This window comes from Chitinophaga lutea, assembly GCF_003813775.1.
Classification (GTDB): domain Bacteria; phylum Bacteroidota; class Bacteroidia; order Chitinophagales; family Chitinophagaceae; genus Chitinophaga; species Chitinophaga lutea.
Window position 1 is genome coordinate 431,200 of record NZ_RPDH01000001.1, and the last position, 25,286, is coordinate 456,485.

The following is a 25,286-nucleotide window of genomic DNA, read 5'->3' on the forward strand; positions in this document are numbered from 1 at the left end:
ATGGAAAAGAACATCAACTTGGGTATTTTCGGCTTTGGCTGCGTTGGCCAGGGCCTGTATGAAGTACTGAACCGCACCAAGGGAATCAATGCCCGTATCAAGAAAATCTGTATCAAAGACCCGAACAAGAGCCGTCCGATCGACATGAGCTATTTCACGACGGACCCGAACGATATCCTCAACGACCCTACCATCGACGTGGTGGTGGAACTGATCAACGACACGGAAGCCGCTTACAACATCGTGAGCACCGCGCTCCGCAACGGCAAGGCCGTGGTGAGCGCCAGCAAAAGGATGATCGCCGAAAACCTGCCTGCGCTGTACCAGCTGCAGGTAGACAATAAAGTGCCCTTCCTGTACGAGGCATCCAGCTGCGCCAGCATTCCCATCATCCGTAACCTGGAGGAGTATTACGATAACGACCTGCTCAATGCCGTGGAAGGCATCTGCAACGGCTCCACCAACTACATCCTCACCAAGATATTCGAAGAGAACCTGAGCTTTGAAACTGCCCTGAAACAGGCGCAGGAACTGGGCTTCGCGGAAACCGACCCCACCCTCGACGTGGAAGGCTACGATCCCAAGTTCAAAATCGTCATCCTGCTGCTGCATGCTTTCGGCACTTTCGTGAAACCGGAAGAAGTGTTCAACTTCGGCATCAACCACCTCAACGATTTCGATATCCAGTTTGCACGCCAGCGTAACTGCACCATCAAACTCATCGGCAATTGCCGCCGGCAGAACGGCAGCGTAAACGCTTACGTACTGCCCCACCTCATCCGCGAGCACAACCTGCTCTATGATGTGTATAACGAATACAACGGCATCCTGCTCGAAAGCGCGTTTACCGACAAACAGTTCTTCGTGGGCAAAGGCGCAGGCGGCACCGCCACCGGCAGCGCCGTACTGAGCGACATTTCCGCGCTCCTGTACAACTACCGCTACGAGTATAAAAAAATCAAACAGTCGAACCAGCCGATGTTCACCAACGACGTGCAGCTGAAAGTGTACGTGCGTTACCGCACGCCCGACCAGGTAGACCTCGCGGAGTTCTACAACATCGTGGAAAAATACGAATCTCCTGAGTTCAGGTACGTGGTAGGCACCATCAACCTGCAAAAACTGAAAGAAGCCAACTGGCTCAAAAACAAAGACGTGAACCTGCTCGTACTCGAGCACTAAGGATAAAGAGAAAGGGCTGCAAGATTTTGCAGCCCTTTCTCTTTTTGCTTCAATCGTTCGCTATTGTTTGGTATACACGAGTTTGATGATTCGTTTCCCTGCGTCATAGCCGCCCGCCTGGCTGATTTTTATTTCCGCCAGCAGGTTGTCTCCATTGTAAACGTATTCATAAGTGGTGACCTCCTGTTCGGTGGAGCCGACATAGGTATACGTTTCCTTTGTAACGTTGTTCGCGCTGATGAACTCGAGGTTGGAGGGATCCATTTTCCAGAAACAGTTATCGGTAAACAGCGCGGGATAATAGTTGGATTTGGAGTCGTACTCGAAAGTTTTGGTGGCGGCCTCGGTTGCCACGCCATCGAACACGCTGTAGCGTTTATAGCTTTTTACGTTATTGCCCTCCCAGGTTACTTTGTACATTTCGTTGGCGCCGCTGTACACTTCTTTTACTTTCCCCTGTTCGTTGTAAGCCACAGAATCGAAGCGGAGGTTGGTCTCCGAAAATTCCTTCACCAGGGACAGGCGGTTTTCCTTGTACACCATTTCCAGCAGGTAATCGGCATCGTCCGCATACGTCAGTTTCGCCAGCCTGCCATCGGTGAAAGTGAGCCGGGCGGTGGAAGTATCGCTGTTGTCAGGCCGTTCGATGTCCCAGAATATCTCGGTTATTTCGGAGAGTTTGCCGTCGTGCCATTTAAAGAGATTGATCGCGGTATCGCTCACGGAGCCGCCGGTTTCCAGATCATAGGAAACGGATTTGGTGAGGTACCATTTTCCCGGTGTTGCGTCGTCTTTGGAACTGCATGCAGACAGCAGCATGGCGGCAGCTGCCAGCCCTGGAAGTAGTTTTTTCATAGGTCGAGTGTGTATTGGGTTTTTAGAGATTTCCGTTTTTATCTGTGAATGATGTGCAGGGTTTTGCTATTGCACAGGGATATAGGCGATGCCCGTATTGACGATATCGGTTTGTCCGCCGGGCAATGTTTCCGTTTTAGTTTTTATTTTTTCCAGTTCTCCTTTATCGTTGTAGACATATTCATAGGTCACCTGCTCCACGGGCGTGGGGCCGGGGTGTTCGGATGTTTCCTCCTTCAGCGGCGTGTTCGCGCTCAGGGCCGTAAAATCCCGGCTGGTGTTGGAAAGCAGGAACAGCAGGTAGGTGGGGAAACTGCGGTGAAGGGCGGCTTTGTCGTTGTACGTCAACTTCGTGCTCCGGTACAGTACTTCCTCCCCGCCGATGACCAGGAAATGGCCCACCTCGCTCACGTTGTCTTTCTCCCAGGCGAGCTTGTACACCTCGTTGCGGATCGTACCGTTGATCACGTGCAGCTCGGCAGCTTTACCCTGTTTGTACACGATGGAATCCTTATCGGTCACCGCCAGTTCCGTGGGGCTTACCATGTTGTAATAATTGATTTTTACCAGCTGGCGCTCGCCGTTGTACTGAAAACTCCGGTCGTCGCGCAACTCTCCCATGGCCCAGATCCTGAAGCGGGCGATGTTGCCGTTTTCGTACAATACCTGCGTGGAGTCGGGGGTGAATCCCTGGTTCTGGCCATATTGTTTGAATTGTTTGACGGAACCGTCCGCATGATAGATCACCTGGAGCGTGTCTGCGTCATACATCAGGCGCGACACCATTTTTTCGTCCGGAGCATTGTCCGGCCCGGCATCCTTTTTCTTGGAACAGGCTGATAAGAGGCCCGCAATGAGCAGGCAGGGGATAATGTTTTTCATAGTCATAGGGTATCAGGCGTTGCAGCCAACAAGTTGCATTACGGGAACAAATATAACAATATATTTCTTAATGTATAGATATTTTATATCTTTTGCAACCGTTCCGCCACCTGGCTGATGGGTAGGCCCATCACGTTGTAAAAGCAGCCGTTGATACGGTCGATGCCCACGGCGCCTATCCATTCCTGGATGGCGTAGGCCCCGGCTTTATCGTACGGCTGGTAGTGATCCACGTAATATTCGATTTGTCCGGGAGAGAGCGGTTTGAAGTGCACCTCGGTGGTTTGGGAGAACGCTTCTTCGCGGCCGTTGTGCAGGATAACGACGCCGGTGATCACTTCGTGGATTTGTCCGCTGAGGGCGGTGAGGATACGGATGGCGTCTGCCCGGTCGGTGGGTTTGCCGATGATGGTGTTGTGCAGCACCACCACGGTATCCGCCGCCACGATGACGTCGTTATCGCTGTAGGCTGCCGCCACCGCCTTTGCCTTCTGGCGGGCGATGTGCACCGGTACGTCCGGGATGGGCATGTCCGGCGGAAAGGTTTCTTCTGCTTCACTGATTTTCACTTCGAAGGGAATGCCTGCCTGTTCCAGCAGCTGCCGGCGGCGGGGCGACTGGGAGGCCAGCACCACGGGTTTTCCGGTATACATATTATAGCAGCAGTTTAAAGAAGATCATGGAAAGGATGCCGGTGAGCATCACGATTTTTATCCAGGTGCTGATTTTGTGGAAGTGCGCGGGCTGGTAGGCCGTCATCAGCGGCTTCTGCACGAACAGCGTGAACGGCAGCAGTACCATCAGCAGGATGTATGCCGCGGCGATGTACCAGGTTTTTGTGATCACCACCACCATGATGGCCACGAGCAGCACCTGCAGCAGCACCATCAGCAGCATGGTGAAGTTTTTCGCTTTCCGCAGCCCCCATACGATGGGAATGGTGCGGCAGCCGTCTTTACTGTCGCCGATCATGTCTTCCATATCCTTGACGATCTCGCGGATCATCGACAGTACGAAGGCGAACAGGGCGTACACGCCGATGATCTGTATCAGCCGGCGGCCGGCGAGGCTCATGATCGCTTCGAAGCTCTCATAGATCTGTTTTTCGTAGAAACCCACCACCACTACGCTCAGCGCGGTGAGCAGGGAAATCGCCACATTGCCGATGAGCACCTGGCGTTTGAAGGAGGTGGAGTAGAACCAGAGCAGCAGGGTGCAGAACACCTGCACGAAGCCGAGGTAAAACTGCCCGATCTGGAAGGCCACCAGGAACCCCAGCGATACGCCGGCCATATTCAGTAGGGTATGCCAAGCCATGGCCCAGCGGCGGTTGATGATCTTTTCCACCACCATCTTGTCCGGCTTGTTGACCAGGTCTATATTGATATCGAAATAGTCATTAATAATATACCCCCCTGCCGCCACCAGTACGGTAGAAAAGCACAGCATCAGGAAGTGCGCGAATGAAAGGGAAGGTGCCGCCCCGCTGTTCTGCAATACGGGTGCTACCACGCAGTATTGCAGCAAAAACTGGGTCAACGCTATATAGATCAGGTTGGGATACCTCACCATTCTGAAAAAAGCCGCCAGCAGAGTCATGGTTCAATTGATGATTAGGAAAATTAGGAATTACCGGGAGGCGACGGTTTCGTCGAGCACCCAGTGGCCGTTCAGCTTCAGCACTTTTTCGATCACGTCCCTGACACAGCCCTGCCCCCCTGCTACGGGCGACACATACATGGAAATGCTTTTGATTTCGGGGCAGGCGTCGGCCGGACAGGTGGAGAGGCCGCACAGCTGCATGGCCCGGTAGTCCGGGATATCGTCTCCCATAAACAGCACCTCCTCCCAGCGCAGATCGTGTTCCAGCGCATAGTCTTCCAGCTTTTCCGCCTTGTTGGTGATGCCGGTGAACACGTCTGTGATGCCCAGCCCGTTGAGGCGGGCCACCACGCTCTCGGAACGGCCACCCGAGATAACGGCGATGCGGTACCCCTGTTTAACGGCCAGTTGCAGGGCATACCCGTCGCGGATGCTCATTTTACGGCTTTGCTCCCCGTTGGGCAGCAGCAGTACCGTGCCATCCGTCAATACGCCGTCCACATCGAAAACAAAAGTGCGGATATAAGTGAATTTCTCCAGAACGTTTATCATTATTATGTATGCTGACTGTGATCAGTGGGCAAAAATAAACATTTACGCCTCATTCCGGTGAAACTGGTAAATACTTTCAGACAGCAGCGGGTAAATCTGCAGCATGGAGGGATATTCCTGCAGGATGGACTGATGAAGGGCCATGGTCTTTTCGTCGTGGCGGATAGCCGGCCCCGTTTGTACCGTTTCCGGGGAATACTTGTCAAGCCGCTGGAAGGTTTCTTTTATTAAAGGTGTCAGCAAAGTAAAATCACGGCCTTCGTGCTCGCAGTAGAATTTGGCCAGCGTCAGCATATGGTTCGTGAAGTTATTGCAGAAAACGGCGGCCAGGTGCATCTGCAGCCGTTCGGCGGAGCTCATGAAGGTGATGGACGGGCTGATGCTCTGGGCCAGGGCGAAGAGGCGGCGCTGCACCTCGTCGTTGCCCGCCTCGAGGATGAGGGGGATGGCCGGGTAACTCTTGTTTTCCTTGCGGATGCTTTGCAGGGGGTACATCACCCCCGTATTCACGGAAATCCGGGCAATCGCGTCAATCGACACGGCGCCGGCCGTATGGATCACGATGCGCCGGCCCAGCCGCAGCTGGTCGTTCAGTTCCCCCAGCACGTCGTCGCCCACCGCCAGCAGGTATACGTCCGCCTCCATGTCAATGTCCAGCAGGTCCGTCGTGTAGGCCGCCCCCAGCAGTTCCGCCAGCTCCCTGGCATGGTCGGCCTGCCGGCTGATCACCTGCTTTACCTGGTGCCCGTGCAACTTCATAAAATGTCCGAAACAGTGTGCTACATTCCCCGCTCCTATTATAACTATGTCCATCGATGAATTTTTACAGTATGCCCCAAATCTGTGCCACCTTCGGCACGCATGGGTTTATTTCCTAATGTAATATAACTGTCTTTCCGCTAAACCGGAGGCAATTAAATATATGCAAGATAGGCCGTTCCCATTGTTGTCTATAAATCAACTATTTACCAAATACTGTTTTTTATATCAACCTACTTTTATATACTTGCACAAATCGGATTTGTAACTTTTGTGCAAATTTTTGCGTAATTATCGAAATAAAAGCAGGCGTTCATGGCAAAAAATCTCGTGATTGTTGAGTCCCCGGCAAAGGCAAAAACTATAGAAAAAATTTTAGGTAAAGACTTCGAGGTTAAATCTTGCTTCGGTCATATCCGTGACCTGGAGAAGGACGATATGGGTATCGACATCAAGAACAACTTTAAGCCTAAGTATATAATACCGGATGACAAGGAAAAGGTTGTAAAAGAGCTAAAAAAAATGGCGAAAGACTCCGACGAGGTTTGGCTGGCAACGGATGAGGACCGTGAGGGAGAGGCCATTTCGTGGCATTTGTGCGAGGTATTGGGCCTGGACCCGGACAGCACCAAACGCATTGTTTTTCACGAGATTACGAAACCTGCCATTGAAAAAGCCGTACAGGCGCCCCGCCTGCTCGACATGAACCTGGTGAACGCCCAGCAGGCCCGCCGCATCCTTGACCGGATAGTGGGCTTCGAGCTGTCGCCCGTGTTGTGGCGCAAAATGAGCATGCGCAACTCCCTTTCCGCCGGCCGCGTTCAATCCGTAGCGGTTCGCCTGATCGTGGAGCGCGAGCGTGAAATCAACAGCTTTGGCGCTACCAGCAGTTTCAAGGTAGAGGCGTTTTTCCTGGCCAAAGACATCCAGGGGCGCACGATCACGTTCAAAGCCGAAGGCCCCGGCCGCTTCAAAACGGCGGAAGACGCCGAACAGTTTCTGCAGCAATGTATCGGCGCCGCCTATACGGTGAAAGACATCCAGGTGAAACCCGGCAAAAAATCACCCGCCGCACCCTTCACCACCTCCACCCTGCAACAGGAGGCCAGCCGCAAGCTGGGCTACAGCGTGTCTAAAACCATGCTGCTGGCGCAGAAGCTGTATGAAAGCGGTCAGATCACCTATATGCGTACGGACTCGGTGAACCTCTCCGAAACCGCCATTGCAGACATCAGCAAAGCCATTCATACCAACTACGGCGAAAAGTATTTCCAGGCCCGTAAGTACAAGAATAAAAATGAAAGCGCCCAGGAGGCGCACGAGGCCATCCGCCCCACCTACATGGAAAATCCGACGGTAGACGATTCCGACCTGAAACGGCTGTACGAGCTGATCTGGAAACGGACCATCGCCAGCCAGATGAGTGACGCGGAGCTCGAAAAAACCATCGCCAAAATCGGCATCTCCACTAATAATGAAGAACTGACCGCCAGCGGCGAGGTACTGAAATTCGACGGTTTCCTGAAAATATATATGGAAGGGCGCGACGAAGAAGACGAATCGGACGAAGAACAGGAAGGCGTGCTGCCGCCCCTCGCGGTAAAACAGGCGCTCGACCTGAAGGAAATGAAAGCCACCGAGCGCTTCACCCGTCCCGCACCGCGCTATACCGAGGCCAGCCTCGTGAAGAAACTGGAAGAACTCGGCATCGGCCGCCCGTCTACCTACGCGCCCACCATCACCACCATCCAGAAGCGTGGGTACGTGGAAAAAAGGGATAAGGAAGGCATAAAGAGAGACTTCCGTATCCTCCACCTGAAAAACGACCAGATCACCAAGGTGACCGAACAGGAAAACACCGGCGCCGAAAAATCCAAACTGTTCCCGACGGATCTCGGCATGTTGGTGACCGACTTCCTGAAACAGTACTTCGACCGGGTGATGGACTACGGTTTTACTGCCAAAATTGAAGAGGAATTCGACGAAATAGCCACCGGCAAAAAGAAGTGGAACAAGATGCTCCACGACTTTTACGATCCGTTCCACCAGAACGTGGAGGAAACCCTGGAGAAAGCCGAAAGGGTGAAAGGCGAACGCCAGCTGGGCACCGACCCTGCCAGCGGAAAACCCGTAGTAGCCCGTATGGGCCGTTTCGGGCCCATGGTGCAGATCGGCTCCGTGGAAGATGAGGAAAAGCCCCGCTTCGCCAAACTGAAGCAGACCCAGAGCATCGAAACCATCAGCATGGACGAGGCCATGGACCTCTTCCGCCTGCCCCGTAACCTCGGGCTGTTCGAGGGTACCGACGTAACGGTGAACATCGGCCGCTTCGGGCCCTATGCGCAACACGACAAAAAATTCTATTCCCTCAAAAAGGAAATGGACCCGTATACCGTCGAGCTCGAAGAAGTGGCCCCGCTGATCGTGGAGAAACGCACGGCCAAAGACGAGCGTACGATCAAGGTGTTCGAAAAGGAAAAAATACAGGTGCTCAAAGGCCCATACGGCCCGTACCTGAAAGTGGGCCTGAAGAATTTCAAGATCCCGAAAGAGAAGATCGATACCGCTGCAGACCTGACGGTGGAAGAGGCCAAAGCCATCATCGAAGAAGCCAAAGCCAACCCGCCGAAGAAGAAGGCGCCGCCGCGTAAAAAGAAGGCGTAGACTCGTATAGGGCTCAGCGTGAGTATAGGAATATAACGAAATAATCCCGGATTTTCAAACTTTCATTTCCAAGGGGTTATTCGTAAATTGACCAGGGAAATCAAAAGACAGTCATTGAACGAGACCAGAGAAATAAACGCATTGTTCCATTTATTGGATGATCCGGACCAGGAAGTATTTGATACGGTGGCCAACAAGATTCTCCTGTTCGGAAAAGACATTATTCCGAATCTGGAACATCTCTGGGAAACCACTTACGACGAATCGATCCAGGAAAGGATTGAACTCCTGATACACCGCGTACATTACCACGACCTCCAGGAGGCCGTGCGCGTATGGAACAATGCAGGCGCCCAGGAACTCCTGCAGGGCGCTATTCTCGCCGCACGGTATCAGTACCCCGACTTACAGGCATCCCAGGTCAACACCGAAATAGAGCGCATCAAACGCAACATATGGCTGGAGTTGAATAATTACCTCACCCCCCTCGAACAGATCAATGTGCTCAACAGCATGATCTATAATTATTTCGGGCTGAAGGGTGAAGAAGTATCCTACCAGCGCAAAAACCAGTTCTTCATCAACCAGGTGATAGAATCCAAAAAAGGCAATCCCATCACCAACGGCATCGTCTACCAGGCGCTGTGCGCCATGCTCGACCTGCCGGTATATGCCGTAAATATCCCGCGGCAGTTCATACTTGCTTACTTCGATACGTTTTACGACTTCACCGAACCGGCGGATCCCGGGGACTACCGCATCCTGTTCTTCATCGACCCGATACAGGGCCAGATCTATACTCAGCAGGACGTGGAGACCTATTTCAAACGGGTGAACGTGCCACCCCTCCCCGCCTACTACAAACCGCAGAGCAACCAGCGGATCATCCAGTTCCTTTTCGAAGAAATGGCCAAATGTTTCCGGAACGACAAGGAACAGTACAAATCGGATGAGTTACAGAATCTTGCACAGATACTGGATTGATGTACTCCCACATTATTTAGACTTCACGTTTTACTTTTTGACCTTCATCAGGTTGCACCTTTAACCTTCATCAAAAGCGGCGCCAGCCATGCTTTTACACCTTCCTTGTGCCCAAAACGAAACCGGGCCAGCCGGAAACGTCCTGTTCCCGACCAGCCCGGTGTATTGTAATGCGGTACTGTATTTATCTGCCCTGCGGACGGTAGTACTTCATGGCTTCCGGCATCAGCTTCTGCAGCTGTGCAATGCGCCTGTCGTCGCTGGGGTGCGTGCTGAGCAGCTCGGGCGGTTTCTGACCGCCGCCGGCGTTAGCCATACGCGTCCAGAACGGCACGGCTTCATTGGGGTTGTACCCCGCCATCGCCATGAAAATCAGGCCCAGGTGGTCGGCTTCCAGCTCGTTCTGACGGCCGTATGCCATCAGGCCCAGCGGGCCACCCACGCCTACCGCCTGCATAAAGATGTTCTGTGCCTGCGGGTTTTTATTGAGCGCTACGGCGCCGGCGATCTGGATGCCCTGCGCCACGAGGCCCTGGCTCATCCGTTCGTTCCCGTGGCGGGCAATGGCGTGCGCCACCTCATGGCCCATTACGCAGGCCAGTGCGCTTTCGTTCTGCGTCACCGGCAGCAGGCCGGTGTACACCACCACTTTACCGCCCGGCATACACCATGCGTTCACCTGTTTGTTGTCTACCAGGTTAAACTCCCATTTATAGCCAGCCACCTGGTCGCCCATATTGTTCTGGCTCATGTAAGACGTTACTGCAGCGGCAATCCTGTTACCCACGCGGCGTACCATTTCCGCGTCTTTGCTGGCGGCGGGGGAAACGGTTTTATTCTGGGAAAGAAAGCTCTGATACTCCTGTACCGCCATGGATTGCATTGTAGCTTCAGGAATGAGGTTTAACTGGCTTCTGCCGGTGATGGGCACCCGCGTACAGGCGTACATGAATCCTGTACCGGCTACGAATAACAACGCAATTTTTTTCATCGGTTTATATTTTGAAGATAGATGGGCTGTGCACATGCTCGCACATGTGCGCGGCAAATTTATCACTTTGAGTAACATAATACAATCGTTGTGCCGAATTACACCAAAGGGCAACACGCCGTATCACGGAAACAGGTAAAAATGCCGTTTTGTTCGGAAAGGGGAAATAAAATGCGACAGGTTATTCGCCGTGTTTGTTTTTACGATTTTTGAACAGCGGTACCTTGGACTCGTTACCGGTCAATAAACGCATGATGTTCTTCTGGTGGGTCAATACCACCATGAGGGCCACCGCAATGGCAAAGATGCGGTAAAACACCTCCTGCTCCCTGAAGATGAAGAGGATGAGCACCGGGAAAGCGATGCTGGCAATGATGGAGCTCAAAGACACATATCTGGTTAAAAAGAGAATCATGAGGAAAACGCCCACGCAGCACAAAGCTACCAGGGGCTGAATGGCGAGCACCATCCCGAACAGGGTGGCGATGCCCTTACCGCCGCGGAAACCGGCCCAAATGGGGAAGATATGGCCCACTACGGCCGCCAGACCGAGGCCCACCTGCAGGTTGATCAGCTGTTCCGGTGAATCGTATGGAGGGATGAGATAAGACAGCCTTACTGCCAGTACGCCCTTCAGCATGTCCACCAACATCACGAAAGTACCGGCCTTGGGACCGAGCACACGGAAAGTATTGGTGGCACCAGCGTTACCGGAACCGTGTTCACGTATATCGATACCGAAAACCCCTTTACTAACCCATACAGCAGTCGCAAAAGAGCCTATCAGGTAGGCGCCAATAAGTAGCAATAATTCTGTCATCACAACAAGTTAGAGTGCTAAGATAGTAATTTATCTGTTAAAACGATTGTAAACTTAACGGCAATATTAAGGCAATTACTCCAAAATCAGCAATTAAAATATGTAAATTTTTCCACATTAACTATTATGGAAGGAAAGTGCCAGCCAGTGCTCCCTCTCTGCTTTCCTCTCCGCCTTCAGGCCGGCCGTAGTTGCCGCCTGAACAATTGCAGTCGCGTCTTCCTGCAATATACCACTCAAAATCAAAATACCATGATTTTTGAGAATTCTTTTCATGTGCACCATATTGGCCAGCAGTATGTTACGGTTGATATTGGCGAGCACCACGTCGTATGCCCCGCTTTCCACGGCATCCAGCTGGTCTGCCTGCCAGATGCGCACCGCGCGGCACCGGTTGCCGGCTACATTCTCTTCCGCGTTATCCACCGCCCAGGTATCGTTGTCGATCCCGTCCGTCTGCGCGGCGCCCAGCTTGTCTGCCAGGATGGCCAGGATGCCCGTGCCCGTACCGAAATCGAATACTTTCTTCCCGCTGAAATCAATGTCTTCCATCAGTTTGATCACGGAATACGTAGTGGCGTGATGCCCTGTGCCGAACGACATCTTGGGCGTGATCACGATCTCATGCCGCACGGCATCGCCCAGCGGCGCATGAAACCCGGCGCGGATACCGCAGAAATCATCCACCAGCACCGGCTGGAAATTACTTTCCCACACGGCATTCCAGTTGGCCTGTTCTATCTTTTCTTTCGTGTAGTCCAGCCCGTGAGAACCGGCCAGGCCCTGTAAGATGTTTTCATCGAAATCGGCTTCCGGGATGTAGGCCACCAGCAGGTCCGCGGTTTCTTCAAATCCTTCATAACCCACGTCCGCCAGTTGGGCGATGAGTATATCCTTGATCTCCGCGGGCGCGGAAATGGTAACGGCAATGTGCGACATGGGCGCAAGATAAATACAAATCCCTCAGTGCCAATACGGGAAAGACCTTTTTTCAAAATCCTTTGCCGGAATCGCGGCCTGCCTTATATTTGAATTATAATAATATAACCTTATCCTATGAAAAAACTCATTATGCTGGCGGCCGCCCTGGCCTCCTCGTTCTGCTGTATCGCGCAGAACATCGTGAAGGTGTACGACAACGAATACAAGGATTCCATTTTTTACCAGCTGCAGACGGCGGTGCTGATCATCGACAAACAGGATGTGGAAGATTATTTCAAGGGGCTCGACACCATTCTGCCGCAGCGCAAGTATTCCAAAGAGGTATTCCGCAACATCCAGTTTTCGCACCTGCAGCCGGAAGAAGTACAGCGGCACTATGGCCTTGCCTCCCGGTTCTGGGCGGCTTCCAAAAACAATCCCTTAAGCTACACCACGGATAAGATCGCCCTGTTCTGGAACGATAACGAAACCATCCTGCTGCCTTACCTCGACGAGATACTGCCGGAGCTGCTGGAAGGCGGGCGCGTGCAGATAGTGGACCGCGCCACGGGCAAACGCATCAAACAATTCCAGGTCGACTATGAGGACGTGGGGCTGAAAACGTTCAAGATATTCAGGTTCGTGAAAGGCAAGTTCTTCTGGCGGGAAAGTGAGGTGTTCGTGGAGCAGATGTCGACGGTGGGAAGATGAGGAGCTGCGAGGAGCGACGCGGCCGGGAAAGCCCGCTATGAAAAGATCCGGCTTTGCTGTAAGCACAGCTGCCGGCTTTAGCAAATAAAACGCTCCGGCAACATTTCACAACACGGATAAACAGATAAAAAAAGAGGTTGTCTTGCAGTAAGACAACCTCTTTTCTATTGTAATGAAGTCTGTTTATTGTTCGTCGAACACGGGACCTTCGATGGGGCCCATGGGCTCTGTAGGCTCAGACTGTGAAGGACGGCTGTGTCCGCGATCGCCACGGTCGCCGCCACGATCGAAACCGCCTCTGCGGTCGCCGCCACGGTCGCCACCTCTGCGGTCTCCGCGATCACCGCCACGGCGGTCGCCACGGTCACCACGGTCGCCTTTTTCGCCGCGTTCTTCACGCTCGGGCCTTTCCACGTAACCTTCGGGTTTCGGCATCAGCACTTTGCGGCTGAGTTTGAATTTGCCCGTTTTCGGATCGGTGCCTACCAGTTTCACTTTCACTTTTTCGCCTTCGCTCAGTACGCCGTCCATGTTCTCGAGGCGTTTCCAGGAAACTTCGGAGATGTGCAGCAGGCCCTGTTTGCCGGGGAGGAATTCCACGAACGCACCGTAAGGCATTACGCTTTTCACGGTAGATTCGTATACCTCGCCTACTTCAGGAACGGCTACGATGCCTTTGATCCAGGTGAGTGCTTTATCGAGATTTTCTTTCTGCGTTGCGAAGATGCTTACTTCACCGGTTTGGCCTACCTCTTCGATGTTGATGGTAGTGCCGGTTTCGCGCTGGATTTCCTGGATAACTTTACCGCCGGGCCCGATCACCGCGCCGATGTATTCGCGGTCGATGATCAGTTTTTCCATGCGCGGAGCATGCGGTTTCGGTTCAGGACGGGCAGCTTCGATGCAGCTGTACATGGCATCGAGGATGTGCAGGCGGCCTTTGCGGGCTTGTGCCAGCGCGGCGCGCATTACGTCCATGCTCAGACCGTCCACTTTGATATCCATCTGTACGCCGCAAATACCATCGCGGGTACCGGTTACTTTAAAGTCCATGTCGCCCAGGTGGTCTTCATCGCCCAGGATGTCGCTCAGTACGGCCCATTTGCCGTCGGCGGCGCGGGAAATCAATCCCATGGCGATACCAGACACGTGTTTGGGGAGGGGTACACCTGCATCCATCAGCGCCAGTGAGCCTGCGCACACGGTAGCCATGGAAGAGGAACCATTGGATTCGAGGATATCCGATACTACACGTACGGTATAGGCGTAATCGCTGCCGGGCATCATCTGCTTCAGGGAGCGGAGGGCCAGGTTACCGTGCCCCACCTCGCGACGGCCGGGGCCGCGCATCATCTTCACCTCGCCGGTGGAGAAAGGAGGGAAATTATAGTGCAGGATAAACTTCACGTAGTTGGAAGTGGCGGCGCTTTCAATCAGCAGCTCATCATCCGGGGTACCGAGGGTAACGGTGGTGAGGGATTGGGTTTCTCCGCGGGTGAACAGGGCGGAGCCGTGCGGCGAAGGCAGCAGGTCTACTTCCATGTTCAGGGGGCGCACCTGGTCCAGCACACGGCCGTCGAGACGGATGCTCTGATCCAGGATCATGTTGCGCACGGTTTCTTTTTCCAGGTCGTGGAAATAGCTGCCCACCAGTTTGGCGTCTTCTTCCGGCAGTTCACCGAGAGCGGCTACCAGTTCTTCTTCGATTTTGCTGAAAGCTTCGCTGCGCTGGTGTTTACCCAGTGCTGATTTGGACACTTCCAGGATCCTGGCTTGTGCAAATGCGGCGATTTTAGCTTTGAGTTCTTCGTTCTGGTGCGGTTTATCGTATTCGCGTTTGGCAGGGTTGCCTACCAGGGCGCGTAATTCTTCCTGTGCTTTTACCTGTACCTTGATGGCTTCGTGGGCCAGTTCGATGGCTTTCACGAGGTCTTCTTCCTGGCACTCCTTGCTCTCGCCTTCCACCATCATGATGTTTTTGGCGGTAGCGGCCACGATGAAGTCCATATCAGCCGTTGCCAGCTGGGTGCGGGTGGGGTTGATGATAAATTCACCGTTTACACGGGCGATGCGCACTTCGGAAATGATTTCCTGGATGGGCACGTCGGAAACGGCCAGCGCCGCAGAAGCAGCCAGGGCGGCCAGGGCGTCGGGCATTACTTCCGCATCGGAAGAAACGAGGGTAACCAGTACCTGTACGTCGCAGAGATAATCGTCGGGGAACAGGGGGCGCAGTGCGCGGTCGATCAGGCGGGAAATCAGCACTTCATAGTCGCTGAGTTTGCCTTCACGTTTGAAAAAAGAGCCGGGGATACGGCCTGCAGATGCAAATTTCTCCTGGTAATCAACAGTCAACGGGAAGAAAGATTGCCCTTCTTTGGGCTTTTGGTTGGCCACAACGGTAGCCAGCAGAATACAGTCGCCCAGGCGCACAGTTACCGAACCATCGGCCTGACGGGCCATTTTGCCGGTTTCTATGGTCACCTCGCGGCCTCCGCCTATATCAAATTTAACCGAAGTAGGTGTGAGATTCATACTTGTGTGAGGATTAATAAGGTACACATACAAAAAAACTATTCCCAACTATAATCAGTTGGGAATAGCGCTATAATAAGTTTCAGATTACTTTCTGATACCTAACTTCTCAATGAGGGCACGGTAGCCGGAGAGGTTGGTTTTTGCCAGGTAAGACAGCAAACGCTTTCTTTGCCCTACCATTTTCATCAAACCACGGTGCGTGGAGAAGTCCTTTTTATTTTGCTTCAGGTGAGCAGAGATACTGTTGATCCGCTCGGTAACCAGTGCAATTTGTGCTTCCACAGAACCGGTATTCTTTTCGTTGCCACCGAATTCTTTGAAAATATTAGCTTTCTTTTCTACAGTTAAGTAAGACATCTTTGATAATAATAATTTTTTTACTCGCTATTTTTCCGGTGCAAAGGTAAGAAGTAATATTGCAAGTTCCAAATTGAAGTTATTCCATATTAAATTCATTACCCTGCTGGAAACCAGCATTTTATCTATACAAAATTAATCGCTGCATTGTCGGTCACCTGCCCGTTCTCCGTTCTCAGCACCCGGGAAGGGAACTTCTGTAATACAATATAGTCGTGGGTCGCCATCACCAGCGCCGTACCGTCTTCCCGGCAGATGCGGAACAGCAGCTGCATAATGCCGTCGGACGTTTCGGGGTCGAGGTTGCCGGTAGGCTCATCGGCCAGGATCAGCTTGGGGGAATTCAGCAGGGCCCGGGCAATATCCACACGCTGCTGCTCGCCGCCGGACAATTCGTACGGCATCTTGAAACCCTTCGTGGCCAACCCCACCTTATCCAGCACGTCGTTGATCTTCTCCTCGATCAGCTTGGGCTCCTGCCACCCGGTAGCCTTCAGCGCGAATTTGAGATTGTCGTGCACGTTCCGGTCGGTCAGCAGCTGAAAATCCTGGAACACCACCCCCAGATTCCTCCGCAGGTACGGTACTTTCTTCCAGTCCATTTTGGTCAGATCAAACCCTACTACCTGCCCGCTCCCCTCCTTCAGGGGCAAATCCCCGTATAACGTTTTCAGCAAACTCGATTTGCCCGTGCCCGTTTTACCAATGAGGTACACAAACTCACCCCTGTTTATGGTAATATTCACGTCAGACAAAATCAAAGAATTACCCTGGTAAACATTTACATCCGTCAGCTTAACTATGGGTTGATCTACCATTTATTTCCTTTTTGAAATTCAAAAATAACCAATTAGTTGTTAGTGATCACACTCATTACCGAACTAAAAAAATAGTTTGAAAACTAAATAAATAGTTTTACATTTGAATTGAGACCAGAATCCCCAACATTACAAACGTAAAAAAAAGTAGCAACAATGAAAACGCTGACAAAAGCCGAAGAGCAGATTATGCAGGTATTATGGAAGCTGGGGCCTTCCTTCGTGAAAGACATGATAGACGAAATGCCGGAGCCCCGCCCGCATTACAACACCGTTTCCACCCTGGTGAAGATCCTGGTGGACAAAGGATTTGTGAACTACAAGGCATATGGTAAAAGCCACCAGTATTTTGCCATCGTGAGCAAGGAAGAGTACAGCCATAAAACCGTGAAGAGTCTTGTATCCGGCTATTTTGAAGGTTCTTTCAGCAATATGGTGTCCTTCTTTGTAAAGGAAAAAGACATGAGTGTGGCTGAGCTGGAGAAATTATTACAACAGATCAAAAACGCGAAAAAATGACGCCATTACTTGTTTACCTCGCCAAGGTGGTCATCTGTTCCGGCATCCTGTACGCCTACTACTACGCGATGCTGCGCAACAACCGCTTCCATCAGTGGAACCGGTACTACCTGCTGCTGTGCACGATCCTGAGCCTCACCGTGCCGCTGCTGCGCATTCCCATGCCGTTTACCCAGGCAGGCCCGGAAACCATCTACGTGTATACGAGCCAGGTAGTCACCCTGCGCGAACAGGTACTGGCCCCTTCCGAAGTATCGCTGATGGCGACCATCAACTGGAGCACCCTGTTATACGGCTTCGTACTGTTTGCGTTGCTGCTGCGCATCGCAGGCGGGTACTGGAAAATCCTGTCACTCATCCGCAGCAGCCGCGTGGAATTCCTGCAACCTTACTGGCTGGTGCTGTCTGAAAAGGTGACGTCGCCGTTCTCATTTTTCCGCTACATTTTCTGGAATGAAACTTTCCACGCCGAAACCAGCGAGGGCCGCCAGATGCTGCAGCACGAAATGGTGCATTTGCAGGAAAGGCACAGTTGGGATAAACTCTTTATGGAACTGGTGACCGCGGCCTGCTGGATCAATCCGTTCTTTCACCTGATCAAACGCGAGCTGGCTGTCATCCACGAATTCATTGCCGATAAAAAGGCCGTGGTGAACGGCGATGTGCGGGAATATGCGCAAAGCATCCTGCAGATGGCGCTGCAATCGAAACATACGTTCAATATGACGAGCAGTTTCTCACATCAGCCCATCAAACGCCGCATCCTGATGCTGACGCAATCGCGCAACCTGCGGTTCAGCTATCTGCGGCGCCTGCTGATCCTGCCGCTGGCCGTATTTATTTTCAGCGCGCTGGCGTTTGTGGCGGATGATGAGCAGCGCCCGTTCGACTTTTCATCGCTTCCGGCCGTGCCTTCGGAGCCGCTGGTGCTGGAGAAACCGGCGCAGGAAAAGGTATCCCCCCATCCAAAAGTCACCTTCATGCCGCCCGCGGGCATTAAACGCGAAGATATTCCCGCCCGCCCCGACACCGGCCGCCAACAACCGGTTGTTACTGTAGTGGGCTACCCCGCTCCTCCTCCGCCACCAGCTCCGGCCGCAACAGTGACAGGCAATGCAGGCGCCCAAGATACCACCGGGAAGGGTGAAGTATTCACATTCGTGGAACAGCCCCCCCGCTACCCGGGCGGTGAGGAAGCCCTCTTCCGTTACCTCAACCAGTCCATCAAATACCCGCCTATGGCCACGGAAAAAGGGATTTCAGGCACTGTGTTCGTTTCCTTCATTGTCAAAAACAACGGAGCGATTATGGATGTGCGGACTGTGGGAACCCCCAAAGGAGGCGGCCTTGAAGAAGAAGCCATTCGTGTGGTACAGGCCATGGGCAACTGGATCCCCGGCAAACAGAACGGCCGCAACGTGGCTGTGATGTTCAACCTCCCGATCCGCTTCGTATTGGAGAAAAACGGCAAAGTTGACAAGGAACAGGCATCGGCGGACAATAAAAGCCTTCATCGCATCGCAGACCAAATGCCGGTTTTCGGGGGTGGCAATGCAGCCCTGTCCCAATATCTCTCCACGCATTTACGCTACCCCGCGGCCGCGCGCAACGGCAAAATACAGGGAAACGTACTGGTAGCGTTCACCGTACAACCCAACGGCACCCTGGATGATGTCCGTATCGCCAGCCCAAAACTGGGCGGCGGGCTGGAAGAGGAAGCCCTGCGGGTGGTTAAAAACATGCCTGCATGGAAACCTGCGAAGGATAAGGGAAAAATCATACCCGCGGAGGTGCGCCTGCCGATCGCTTTCAGATTGCAATAATTGGAATTATATAGTTTGTAACCAGGTGCGTCGTTTTTACGACGCATTTTTTTTGCATTATCTTCGTTCGAAATTGGTCTCTACCTATGCGCCGGTACCTGCTTTTGTCCGTTTTGCTGCTGCCCGTTCTGCAAACTTCCGCCCAATATACCGATCCGTCTTTCCCCGGCGGCCTCGATTCCCTGCTGCAATACCTTTCCAATAAAGTCATATTCCCTGCCGCGGCGCTGGGCCGAGATGGCCAGCTGGCTTCCGTTTATTTCGACGTGAGCAAAAGCGGTAAAATTTCGCATGTCAAAGCATGGGGATTCGCAAAGGCGACTCCGTACGAGGAAGAAATGATCAGGATGGTAAAGGAAATGCCGGATTGGGAACCGGGCACCATCCGCGGCAAAAAAACCGCCATGAGTTACCACCTCACGGGAAAGTTCTACCTGCATCAACCGGAAGATTCGAATGCCGCCCGCGCGCAGACCATCACGATCGAACAGCCGCCGCGCTTTCCTGGCGGCGAAGCGGGTTTGTCGGCATACCTTGAAAGCAATATTTCTTACCCGTTGCAGGCCGCTCAGCAAAAAACAGGAGGCACCGTGTACGTTATGTTCGTGATAAAAAGCGATGGTTCCATCGTTGATGTAAAAGCACTCGGCACGGCGCTTGGGTATGGCCTTCCTGAAGAAGCCATGCGCCTCGTCAGGGAAATGCCCCGCTGGCAACCGGGCATCCAGAACGGCAAGGGAGTCAATGTGCAGTTCACATTGCCGGTGCGTTTCGAAGTACCCCCGCCACAGGTGCCCCGGTAATATTTCGCACGTTTTTTATATATTCATACTCAAATCCATTATCCCTATGAAATACCTCCTGTTGGTTATGACCATCGCCCTCACCATGCCTGCTGCCGCCCAGCAGTATAAGGATCCCGGCTTCCCCGGCGGCACCGATTCGCTGGTGCAGTTCATCAACAACAACATCAACATTCCCGAAAAAGGCGACTATACGGAAGAAGGCACCATTGCGCAGGCCCGCCTCGTCGTGGACCGCAAAGGAAAAATATCCTTCATCAGCACCGTGCCCACCGGCCTCACCGATCCGTTCAGCCGCGCGCTGGTAAACATGATCAAAAAAATGCCGGACTGGGAGCCCGGGCTCGTAAAAGGCAAAAAGACATTTACGCAATACGTGGTAACCGGGAAGTTTTACCTGCAGCCGCAGCCCGGCCGTGAGCCGCTGCGCACCTTCATGCTCGACATGCCGCCCCACTTTCCCGGCGGCGATATGGCGGCCGCGGAATTCATCAACAGCAAGCTGAGATACCCCCGCCAGGCCGTAGAACAAGGCGTCGGCGGCCAGGTGGTGATCTCCATGCTGATCAGTGAAACCGGTGAGCTCTCCAACTTCCGCGTCATCAGCCAGCCCATCGGGTACGGACTGGAAGAGGAAGCGATGGAAATGATCAAAGCCATGCCGAACTGGGAACCGGCCATCAAAAACGGGGAAAAAGTAGCCGTGGAGCACACTTTCCCGGTGACGTACACCGTCACGAACGGCCGGTAAAACTGACCATGCTTTCCCTTCTTGCCCGACGATCCGGATTCCATGGTGCAACACATTCACCGCCACATCACCATGTGGCGTGAAAGGCAAGCCCGGCAACATCTGAAAACAAATACCCCGACACGATCGTCATCACCGGATACGGCCTCGAACGGGAATGGCTGCGTGCCATATAAAAAATGCCCGGCTGGCGGCCGGGCATTCAAGGAGATAAGCGGATGAAGGCGCAGCACAAACTGCCCGTCAATTTTAAAATGCCGCCTTAGAGATATTCAAATTCGCCGAAGGCGCTTTTTACCGTTACTTTTTTGGCGGGGCTGTCTGTAACACGGCCCACGATCTGCGCATCGATGTTGTACGTCTGGCTGATGCGGATGATATCGGCCGCAATGTTTTCCGGCACGTACAGTTCCATGCGGTGGCCCATGTTGAACACCTGGTACATTTCCTTCCAGCTGGTGCCGGACTGTTCCTGGATGAGCGAGAACAGCGGGGGAATGGGGAACAGGTTGTCTTTGATCACATGCAGGTTTTCGATGAAATGCAGCACCTTGGTCTGCGCACCGCCGCTGCAATGCACCATGCCGTGCACCTGCGGACGGAAGTTTTCGAGAATCTGTTTGATCACCGGCGCGTAGGTGCGGGTGGGTGATAATACGAGTTTGCCCGCGGTGATTTTACCGTGACCGGGAATGTCTACCAGGTCTTTCAGCCCTTTTTTCCCGCTGAACACGAGTTCTTTCGGGATGGCGGGGTCGTATGTTTCGGGATATTTTTCCGCTACGCTTTTATTGAACACGTCGTGGCGCGCGGAGGTAAGGCCGTTGCTGCCCATACCGCCGTTGTATTCGCGTTCGTAAGTGGCCTGTCCGTATGATGCGAGGCCCACCACCACATCGCCGGCGGCAATGCGGTCGTTCGAGATCACATCGGCCCGTTTCATGCGGCAGGTAACGGTGGAATCCACGATGATGGTGCGCACGAGATCGCCCACATCCGCGGTTTCGCCACCGGTGGAATAGATGCCCATCCCGTAACTGCGCAACTCTTCGAGGATTTCTTCGGTGCCGTTGATGATGGCGGCGATCACTTCGCCCGGCACGCGGTTCTTGTTGCGGCCGATGGTGGAGGAAAGCAGGATATTATCGGTGGCGCCCACGCAAAGCAGGTCGTCAGTGTTCATGATGATGGCATCCTGCGCGATACCGCGCCAAACTCCCAGGTCGCCGGTTTCTTTCCAGTAGGCGTACGCCAGCGACGATTTGGTGCCCGCTCCGTCCGCATGCATAATATTGCACCACTGCTCGTCTCCGCCGAGGATGTCCGGGATGATTTTGCAGAACGCGCGGGGAAACAGTCCCTTGTCAATATTACGGATGGCGTTGTGCACATCTTCCTTTCCGGCTGAAACACCCCGCTGGGCGTAGAGGTTTTGATCCACAATTGTAAGTTTAGAAAGTGCAAAAGTAAAAGATTCTGCCCATACGCGGCAAGGCTGCTTTGGATTCCGCCCAAAACATTTAGATTTGCACGGCGTTTTTGAAAATATGACCGTTCCACCATGCAGGTTCACAGAGACTTACAACAATTGCCCGTTTTCAGGAATGCTGTGATCACCATCGGCACATTCGACGGCGTGCATACCGGCCACCAGTACATCCTGCAGCAATTGCAGGAAGCGGCCGCCGCCTGCAACGGCGAAACGGTGATCATCACTTTCGACCCGCACCCGCGGGAGGTGCTGGCGCCGCACGATAAATCCGTTCGCCTGCTTACCACGCTCGACGAAAAAATCATGCTGCTGGAACAACGGGGCATCGATCACCTGGTGGTGGTACCGTTCACCAAAGCGTTTTCGGAGCTCTCCGCCACCGCCTACCTCGAAGATTTTCTTATCCGCACATTCAATCCGCATACCATCATCATCGGCTACGACCACCGTTTCGGCCACAACCGCGAAGGCGGGCTGGAACTGCTGGAGGCGGAGCAACAGAAATTCGGCTTCCGGCTGCTGGAAATCCCCCAGCAGGTGGTGCACGACCTGACCGTGAGCTCCACCAAAATCCGTAAAAGCCTGCTGGAAGGGGCCGTTCAGCTGGCCAACGAATTGCTGGGCTACCCCTATTTCCTCAACGGCACCGTGGTGCATGGCGACAAAATGGGGCGCCAGCTGGGTTTCCCCACCGCCAACATCTCCCTCAACGACAGCCGCAAACTTATCCCCGCCCAGGGCGTATATGCCGTAACGGTAACCACCGGCGGCCGCACGCTCAAAGGAGCGCTGAACATCGGCACCCGGCCTACTTTCAACGGGACCGAACTGAGAATCGAGGTGTTTATCCTTGATTTTAATGAAGACATTTACGGCCATCCCATCCGCGTCAACTTCCTGGATTACATCCGTTCCGACAGAAAATTCGATTCCGTGGAAGCACTGGTGGTGCAGATGAAAGACGATGTGGAAAAAGCCAGGGTACTGGCGGATTAAGCGCCCTTCCTCCCATGCATACTGATGGATTTCCGGGTTTTCAACGAAGGATCAACGAACCTCCACAGGGGGATGAACGAACCTTCACAGGAAAACTGATCGTTCGTTGTAGCTTCGTTGAAGGTTCGTTGATCCTTCGTTGAACACCCAGGTAAGGCAGTGGTACAAAGTACTTTCAATTGACTGATTTGCAATGCGATAGGAGCATTTTGGCCCTGTTTCGACAATCCTCACCACTTATCGGAATACAAGCCAGGCCTGGATTACAGCCACGTTGATCCCCCTCTCCGCCAGTATGGCCTTGATTTCCGGTGGGTTTTCCGGATGAAAATGCGGCGTTTTCCGGCCGTTCCGGCTATGCAGGGTTGCCCAAAACAAAAAAGCCGGCATTCCGGCCGGCTAAAATCACGTACAAACAGCTTTTTAAGGCCGCATTATCCTGAACAGCAATTCCTTCATCAGTTCCCCGTCTTCATTACCACCGTCGCCGATGCCGATGCTGCGCAGGTTGTACTGGTGCAGCAGCAGGATGGCGCGTTCCGCCCCTTCGGCGCCGTAATTGCGGGCCGCGGCCGTGTAATCTTTCAGGAAGAACGGGTGCACGCCCAATGCGGAGGCCATTTCTTTCTCCCCTCCTTTCACGCCGAACAGTAAACTGATTTTCGCAAAGTAGTTATACAGCGCCGGGATGACCATCTGGATGGGTGCGGCTTTGGGGTTGGCGGTGAAATATTTGACGATGCGCATCACCTTCCCGATATCCTGCTGGCCCAGCGCGTTCTGCAATTCAAAAACGTTGTACTCCTTGCTGATGCCAACGTACTTCTCGATGTCGCTTTCGTCTATTTTTTTCCCGGCCGGCAGGTTCACCAGCAGTTTGTCGATTTCGTTGGCGATGCGCGAGAGGTCGTTCCCGATATGATCGGCCAGCAGCACGCAGGCTTTCTCCGAAATGGCGAGGCCCTGACCGCGCACGTAGGCTTCCGCCCAGGAAGGCAGCTGGTTGTCGTACAGCTTTTTGGTGGCCAGCACCACCCCTTTTTCCTTGATAAGCTTCGACATTTTGCTCCGCCCGTCGAGCTTGCCCTGTTTGTGGGCTACGACGAATACGGTGGATTCCAGCGGCTGGGTGATGTAGGCTTCGAGCTTCAGCAGGTCGCGCATGGCCTGCGCTTCCTTCAGTATCACCACCTGGCGTTCCGCAAACATGGGATAACGGCGGCAGGCGTTGATCACGGTGGCCCAGTCGGTATCCTTCCCGTAAAACACGGTCAGGTTAAATCCCTGGTCGGCTTCGCTGAGCAGCTTGTGCTCGGCATATTCCACCACCTGGTCGATAAAAAAATCCTCTTCCCCTTCCAGCCAGTACAGCGGCCGGAACTTGTTGCTTTTCCATTCTTTGATGATATCCTGGTATTCCATGTTCGCGTTAGTTATGTGTGCCCTTTACACAAAAGATACTTCCTCTTTTCCCAGCAGCGGCAGGCCTTTGAACTTGAGCAGCAGCTGGGCGACGGTGAGCACATCTTTCTGGCAGTACTCCACGATCCGGGGGAGGTTCCGTTCTTCCCAGAACACCCGGCCCACCATACTGCCGTCGATATCGTCTTTCGGCGTGGGAATGCCCAGTACGGCGGCCAGCAGCTTGAGGGAGGTATAATTTCTGAACTCGCCGAAACGCCATATCTGCAGGGTATCCAGCATGGGCGACTCCCAGGGTTTGAAATTATGGACCTGCATGGGAGCCGGCAGGTTCAGGCCATTAATTAATGCACGGCGGCAAAGATAGGGAATATCGAACTCGCGGATGTTATGCCCGGCGAACTGGAAACGTGGAAATTTTGTAAAAAATTTCTGCACCAGCTCCAGGAACGCCACCAGCACTTCCTGCTCGTTCTCCCCGGCAAAAGATTTTATACGTAATTGATAATGACCGCCTTCCGTATAAAAAAAACCGGCAGAAATACAGACGATGCGTCCGAATTCGGCATACAAACCTGCCTTTTCTGCGAACGCTTCTTCCCCATTTTCAGATTCTGGCGCAGTTTTTGTATTTTTTTCCAGCCACAGGCGTTGCATATCGTCTGGCAAATGATTGAAGTCTGCCGTTAGCGGAGTAGTTTCTATGTCGAGGAGGAGTAATTGATCGAGGGCAACGGTATTGAGCACAGCCAAAAGAGTTTAAAACGTGTAAATTAAGTAAAATTTAACGTTACAGTTTTTCAGAAAAAATTTTACCCATATAAACAATCAACAAATAAAACAA

At 53.1% G+C, this 25,286-nt stretch carries 24 protein-coding genes; 9 read left to right on the forward strand and 15 right to left on the reverse strand.

The genetic code is table 11. The annotated features are described in order from the left end of the window. Positions 1-1,182, forward strand: coding sequence for a homoserine dehydrogenase (locus EGT74_RS01665; protein WP_123844801.1), 1,182 nt, complete (start codon positions 1-3; stop codon positions 1,180-1,182). 60 nt (positions 1,183-1,242) lie between these two features. Here the strand turns inward: EGT74_RS01665 and EGT74_RS01670 are convergent, their stop codons facing one another. From EGT74_RS01670 to EGT74_RS01695, 6 genes are all read right to left on the reverse strand, one after another. Then, positions 1,243-2,037: a hypothetical protein gene (locus EGT74_RS01670; RefSeq protein WP_123844802.1), complete on the reverse strand. Its 795-nt coding sequence runs from the start codon at positions 2,035-2,037 to the stop codon at positions 1,243-1,245. Positions 2,038-2,103: 66 nt separating this feature from the next. After that, entirely contained in the window at positions 2,104-2,919 is an 816-nt protein-coding gene (locus tag EGT74_RS01675) for a hypothetical protein (RefSeq protein ID WP_123844803.1), read from the reverse strand. An 83-nt stretch (positions 2,920-3,002) separates the two neighbouring features. Next, positions 3,003-3,572 (reverse strand): Maf family protein, encoded by a 570-nt coding sequence (locus EGT74_RS01680; protein WP_123844804.1) that lies wholly within the window; start codon positions 3,570-3,572, stop codon positions 3,003-3,005. Position 3,573: 1 nt separating this feature from the next. Next, a complete protein-coding gene (locus EGT74_RS01685; protein WP_123844805.1) occupies positions 3,574-4,518 on the reverse strand; it encodes a geranylgeranylglycerol-phosphate geranylgeranyltransferase in 945 nt (314 codons plus the stop codon). A gap of 30 nt (positions 4,519-4,548) precedes the next feature. Continuing rightward, complete coding sequence (locus EGT74_RS01690; protein WP_246008102.1) at positions 4,549-5,073, reverse strand: KdsC family phosphatase; 525 nt, start codon at positions 5,071-5,073, stop codon at positions 4,549-4,551. A gap of 42 nt (positions 5,074-5,115) precedes the next feature. Further along, positions 5,116-5,886, reverse strand: coding sequence for a Rossmann-like and DUF2520 domain-containing protein (locus EGT74_RS01695; protein WP_123844806.1), 771 nt, complete (start codon positions 5,884-5,886; stop codon positions 5,116-5,118). A 261-nt stretch (positions 5,887-6,147) separates the two neighbouring features. Here EGT74_RS01695 and topA point away from each other — a divergent pair, with 261 nt between their 5' ends. Both topA and EGT74_RS01705 read left to right on the forward strand, forming a co-directional pair. Then, positions 6,148-8,496, forward strand: a complete 2,349-nt coding sequence (gene topA, locus EGT74_RS01700) for a type I DNA topoisomerase (RefSeq protein ID WP_123844807.1) — start codon at positions 6,148-6,150, stop codon at positions 8,494-8,496. Between the two features lie 114 nt (positions 8,497-8,610). Further along, positions 8,611-9,480: a transglutaminase-like domain-containing protein gene (locus EGT74_RS01705; protein ID WP_123844808.1), complete on the forward strand. Its 870-nt coding sequence runs from the start codon at positions 8,611-8,613 to the stop codon at positions 9,478-9,480. 184 nt (positions 9,481-9,664) lie between these two features. On the opposite strand, the gene EGT74_RS01710 is transcribed toward EGT74_RS01705, so the two are convergent. The 3 genes from EGT74_RS01710 to prmA form a co-directional block, all read right to left on the reverse strand. Next, complete coding sequence (locus EGT74_RS01710) at positions 9,665-10,471, reverse strand: M48 family metallopeptidase (RefSeq protein WP_123844809.1); 807 nt, start codon at positions 10,469-10,471, stop codon at positions 9,665-9,667. 181 nt (positions 10,472-10,652) lie between these two features. Then, complete coding sequence (gene plsY, locus EGT74_RS01715) at positions 10,653-11,291, reverse strand: glycerol-3-phosphate 1-O-acyltransferase PlsY (protein WP_123844810.1); 639 nt, start codon at positions 11,289-11,291, stop codon at positions 10,653-10,655. A 117-nt stretch (positions 11,292-11,408) separates the two neighbouring features. Continuing rightward, positions 11,409-12,230: a 50S ribosomal protein L11 methyltransferase gene (prmA, locus tag EGT74_RS01720; RefSeq protein WP_123844811.1), complete on the reverse strand. Its 822-nt coding sequence runs from the start codon at positions 12,228-12,230 to the stop codon at positions 11,409-11,411. 117 nt (positions 12,231-12,347) lie between these two features. Here prmA and EGT74_RS01725 point away from each other — a divergent pair, with 117 nt between their 5' ends. Then, positions 12,348-12,923 (forward strand): hypothetical protein, encoded by a 576-nt coding sequence (locus EGT74_RS01725; protein WP_123844812.1) that lies wholly within the window; start codon positions 12,348-12,350, stop codon positions 12,921-12,923. Between the two features lie 183 nt (positions 12,924-13,106). Here EGT74_RS01725 and EGT74_RS01730 read toward each other — a convergent pair whose 3' ends face one another. From EGT74_RS01730 to EGT74_RS01740, 3 genes are all read right to left on the reverse strand, one after another. Next, positions 13,107-15,458, reverse strand: a complete 2,352-nt coding sequence (locus tag EGT74_RS01730) for a polyribonucleotide nucleotidyltransferase (protein ID WP_123844813.1) — start codon at positions 15,456-15,458, stop codon at positions 13,107-13,109. Between the two features lie 87 nt (positions 15,459-15,545). Beyond that, the gene (gene rpsO / locus EGT74_RS01735; protein ID WP_123844814.1) at positions 15,546-15,818 is read right to left on the reverse strand and encodes a 30S ribosomal protein S15; all 273 of its coding nucleotides are present in this window, start codon (positions 15,816-15,818) and stop codon (positions 15,546-15,548) included. 125 nt (positions 15,819-15,943) lie between these two features. Beyond that, on the reverse strand, positions 15,944-16,564 hold the full coding sequence (locus EGT74_RS01740) for a cell division ATP-binding protein FtsE (RefSeq protein ID WP_246008103.1): 621 nt from the start codon (positions 16,562-16,564) through the stop codon (positions 15,944-15,946). A gap of 228 nt (positions 16,565-16,792) precedes the next feature. On the opposite strand from EGT74_RS01740, the gene EGT74_RS01745 reads away from it, so the two are divergent. The 4 genes from EGT74_RS01745 (at position 16,793) to EGT74_RS01760 (ending at position 20,532) form a co-directional block, all read left to right on the forward strand. Next, positions 16,793-17,155 (forward strand): BlaI/MecI/CopY family transcriptional regulator, encoded by a 363-nt coding sequence (locus EGT74_RS01745; protein ID WP_123844816.1) that lies wholly within the window; start codon positions 16,793-16,795, stop codon positions 17,153-17,155. Beyond that, entirely contained in the window at positions 17,152-18,978 is a 1,827-nt protein-coding gene (locus EGT74_RS01750; RefSeq protein ID WP_123844817.1) for a M56 family metallopeptidase, read from the forward strand. The genes EGT74_RS01745 and EGT74_RS01750 overlap by 4 nt, the downstream gene beginning before the upstream one ends. An 86-nt stretch (positions 18,979-19,064) precedes the next feature. Continuing rightward, positions 19,065-19,781 (forward strand): energy transducer TonB, encoded by a 717-nt coding sequence (locus tag EGT74_RS01755; RefSeq protein WP_123844818.1) that lies wholly within the window; start codon positions 19,065-19,067, stop codon positions 19,779-19,781. Positions 19,782-19,827: 46 nt separating this feature from the next. Continuing rightward, the gene (locus tag EGT74_RS01760) at positions 19,828-20,532 is read left to right on the forward strand and encodes an energy transducer TonB (RefSeq protein WP_158617959.1); all 705 of its coding nucleotides are present in this window, start codon (positions 19,828-19,830) and stop codon (positions 20,530-20,532) included. Between the two features lie 262 nt (positions 20,533-20,794). On the opposite strand, the gene EGT74_RS01765 is transcribed toward EGT74_RS01760, so the two are convergent. Further along, positions 20,795-21,973, reverse strand: a complete 1,179-nt coding sequence (locus EGT74_RS01765; RefSeq protein ID WP_123844820.1) for an AIR synthase related protein — start codon at positions 21,971-21,973, stop codon at positions 20,795-20,797. Positions 21,974-22,093: 120 nt separating this feature from the next. Between EGT74_RS01765 and EGT74_RS01770 the strand changes: the two genes are divergently transcribed. After that, positions 22,094-23,020 carry a bifunctional riboflavin kinase/FAD synthetase gene (locus EGT74_RS01770; RefSeq protein WP_123844821.1) on the forward strand — a complete coding sequence of 309 codons (927 nt, stop codon included), beginning with the start codon at positions 22,094-22,096 and terminating at the stop codon, positions 23,018-23,020. 423 nt (positions 23,021-23,443) lie between these two features. On the opposite strand, the gene holA is transcribed toward EGT74_RS01770, so the two are convergent. Both holA and EGT74_RS01780 read right to left on the reverse strand, forming a co-directional pair. Next, positions 23,444-24,442, reverse strand: coding sequence for a DNA polymerase III subunit delta (holA, locus tag EGT74_RS01775; RefSeq protein WP_123844822.1), 999 nt, complete (start codon positions 24,440-24,442; stop codon positions 23,444-23,446). A 24-nt stretch (positions 24,443-24,466) separates the two neighbouring features. After that, positions 24,467-25,189: a ribonuclease H-like domain-containing protein gene (locus tag EGT74_RS01780; RefSeq protein ID WP_123844823.1), complete on the reverse strand. Its 723-nt coding sequence runs from the start codon at positions 25,187-25,189 to the stop codon at positions 24,467-24,469. Between the last annotated feature and the right edge of the window lie 97 nt (positions 25,190-25,286).

Excerpts from the sequence above, each read along its gene's own strand:
- EGT74_RS01695 (WP_123844806.1), bottom strand. The coding sequence starts at position 5,886 with ATGGACATAGTTATAATAGGAGCGGGGAATGTAGCACACTGTTTCGGA.
- EGT74_RS01725 (WP_123844812.1), top strand. The coding sequence starts at position 12,348 with ATGAAAAAACTCATTATGCTGGCGGCCGCCCTGGCCTCCTCGTTCTGC.
- EGT74_RS01760 (WP_158617959.1), top strand. The coding sequence starts at position 19,828 with ATGAAATACCTCCTGTTGGTTATGACCATCGCCCTCACCATGCCTGCT.
- EGT74_RS01755 (WP_123844818.1), top strand. The coding sequence starts at position 19,065 with ATGCGCCGGTACCTGCTTTTGTCCGTTTTGCTGCTGCCCGTTCTGCAA.
- EGT74_RS01685 (WP_123844805.1), bottom strand. The coding sequence starts at position 4,518 with ATGACTCTGCTGGCGGCTTTTTTCAGAATGGTGAGGTATCCCAACCTG.
- plsY (WP_123844810.1), bottom strand. The coding sequence starts at position 11,291 with ATGACAGAATTATTGCTACTTATTGGCGCCTACCTGATAGGCTCTTTT.
- EGT74_RS01680 (WP_123844804.1), bottom strand. The coding sequence starts at position 3,572 with ATGTATACCGGAAAACCCGTGGTGCTGGCCTCCCAGTCGCCCCGCCGC.
- EGT74_RS01710 (WP_123844809.1), bottom strand. The coding sequence starts at position 10,471 with ATGAAAAAAATTGCGTTGTTATTCGTAGCCGGTACAGGATTCATGTAC.
- EGT74_RS01675 (WP_123844803.1), bottom strand. The coding sequence starts at position 2,919 with ATGAAAAACATTATCCCCTGCCTGCTCATTGCGGGCCTCTTATCAGCC.
- prmA (WP_123844811.1), bottom strand. The coding sequence starts at position 12,230 with ATGTCGCACATTGCCGTTACCATTTCCGCGCCCGCGGAGATCAAGGAT.
- EGT74_RS01665 (WP_123844801.1), top strand. The coding sequence starts at position 1 with ATGGAAAAGAACATCAACTTGGGTATTTTCGGCTTTGGCTGCGTTGGC.
- EGT74_RS01745 (WP_123844816.1), top strand. The coding sequence starts at position 16,793 with ATGAAAACGCTGACAAAAGCCGAAGAGCAGATTATGCAGGTATTATGG.
- topA (WP_123844807.1), top strand. The coding sequence starts at position 6,148 with ATGGCAAAAAATCTCGTGATTGTTGAGTCCCCGGCAAAGGCAAAAACT.
- EGT74_RS01770 (WP_123844821.1), top strand. The coding sequence starts at position 22,094 with ATGCAGGTTCACAGAGACTTACAACAATTGCCCGTTTTCAGGAATGCT.
- rpsO (WP_123844814.1), bottom strand. The coding sequence starts at position 15,818 with ATGTCTTACTTAACTGTAGAAAAGAAAGCTAATATTTTCAAAGAATTC.
- EGT74_RS01750 (WP_123844817.1), top strand. The coding sequence starts at position 17,152 with ATGACGCCATTACTTGTTTACCTCGCCAAGGTGGTCATCTGTTCCGGC.
- EGT74_RS01730 (WP_123844813.1), bottom strand. The coding sequence starts at position 15,458 with ATGAATCTCACACCTACTTCGGTTAAATTTGATATAGGCGGAGGCCGC.
- EGT74_RS01690 (WP_246008102.1), bottom strand. The coding sequence starts at position 5,073 with ATGATAAACGTTCTGGAGAAATTCACTTATATCCGCACTTTTGTTTTC.
- EGT74_RS01670 (WP_123844802.1), bottom strand. The coding sequence starts at position 2,037 with ATGAAAAAACTACTTCCAGGGCTGGCAGCTGCCGCCATGCTGCTGTCT.
- holA (WP_123844822.1), bottom strand. The coding sequence starts at position 24,442 with ATGGAATACCAGGATATCATCAAAGAATGGAAAAGCAACAAGTTCCGG.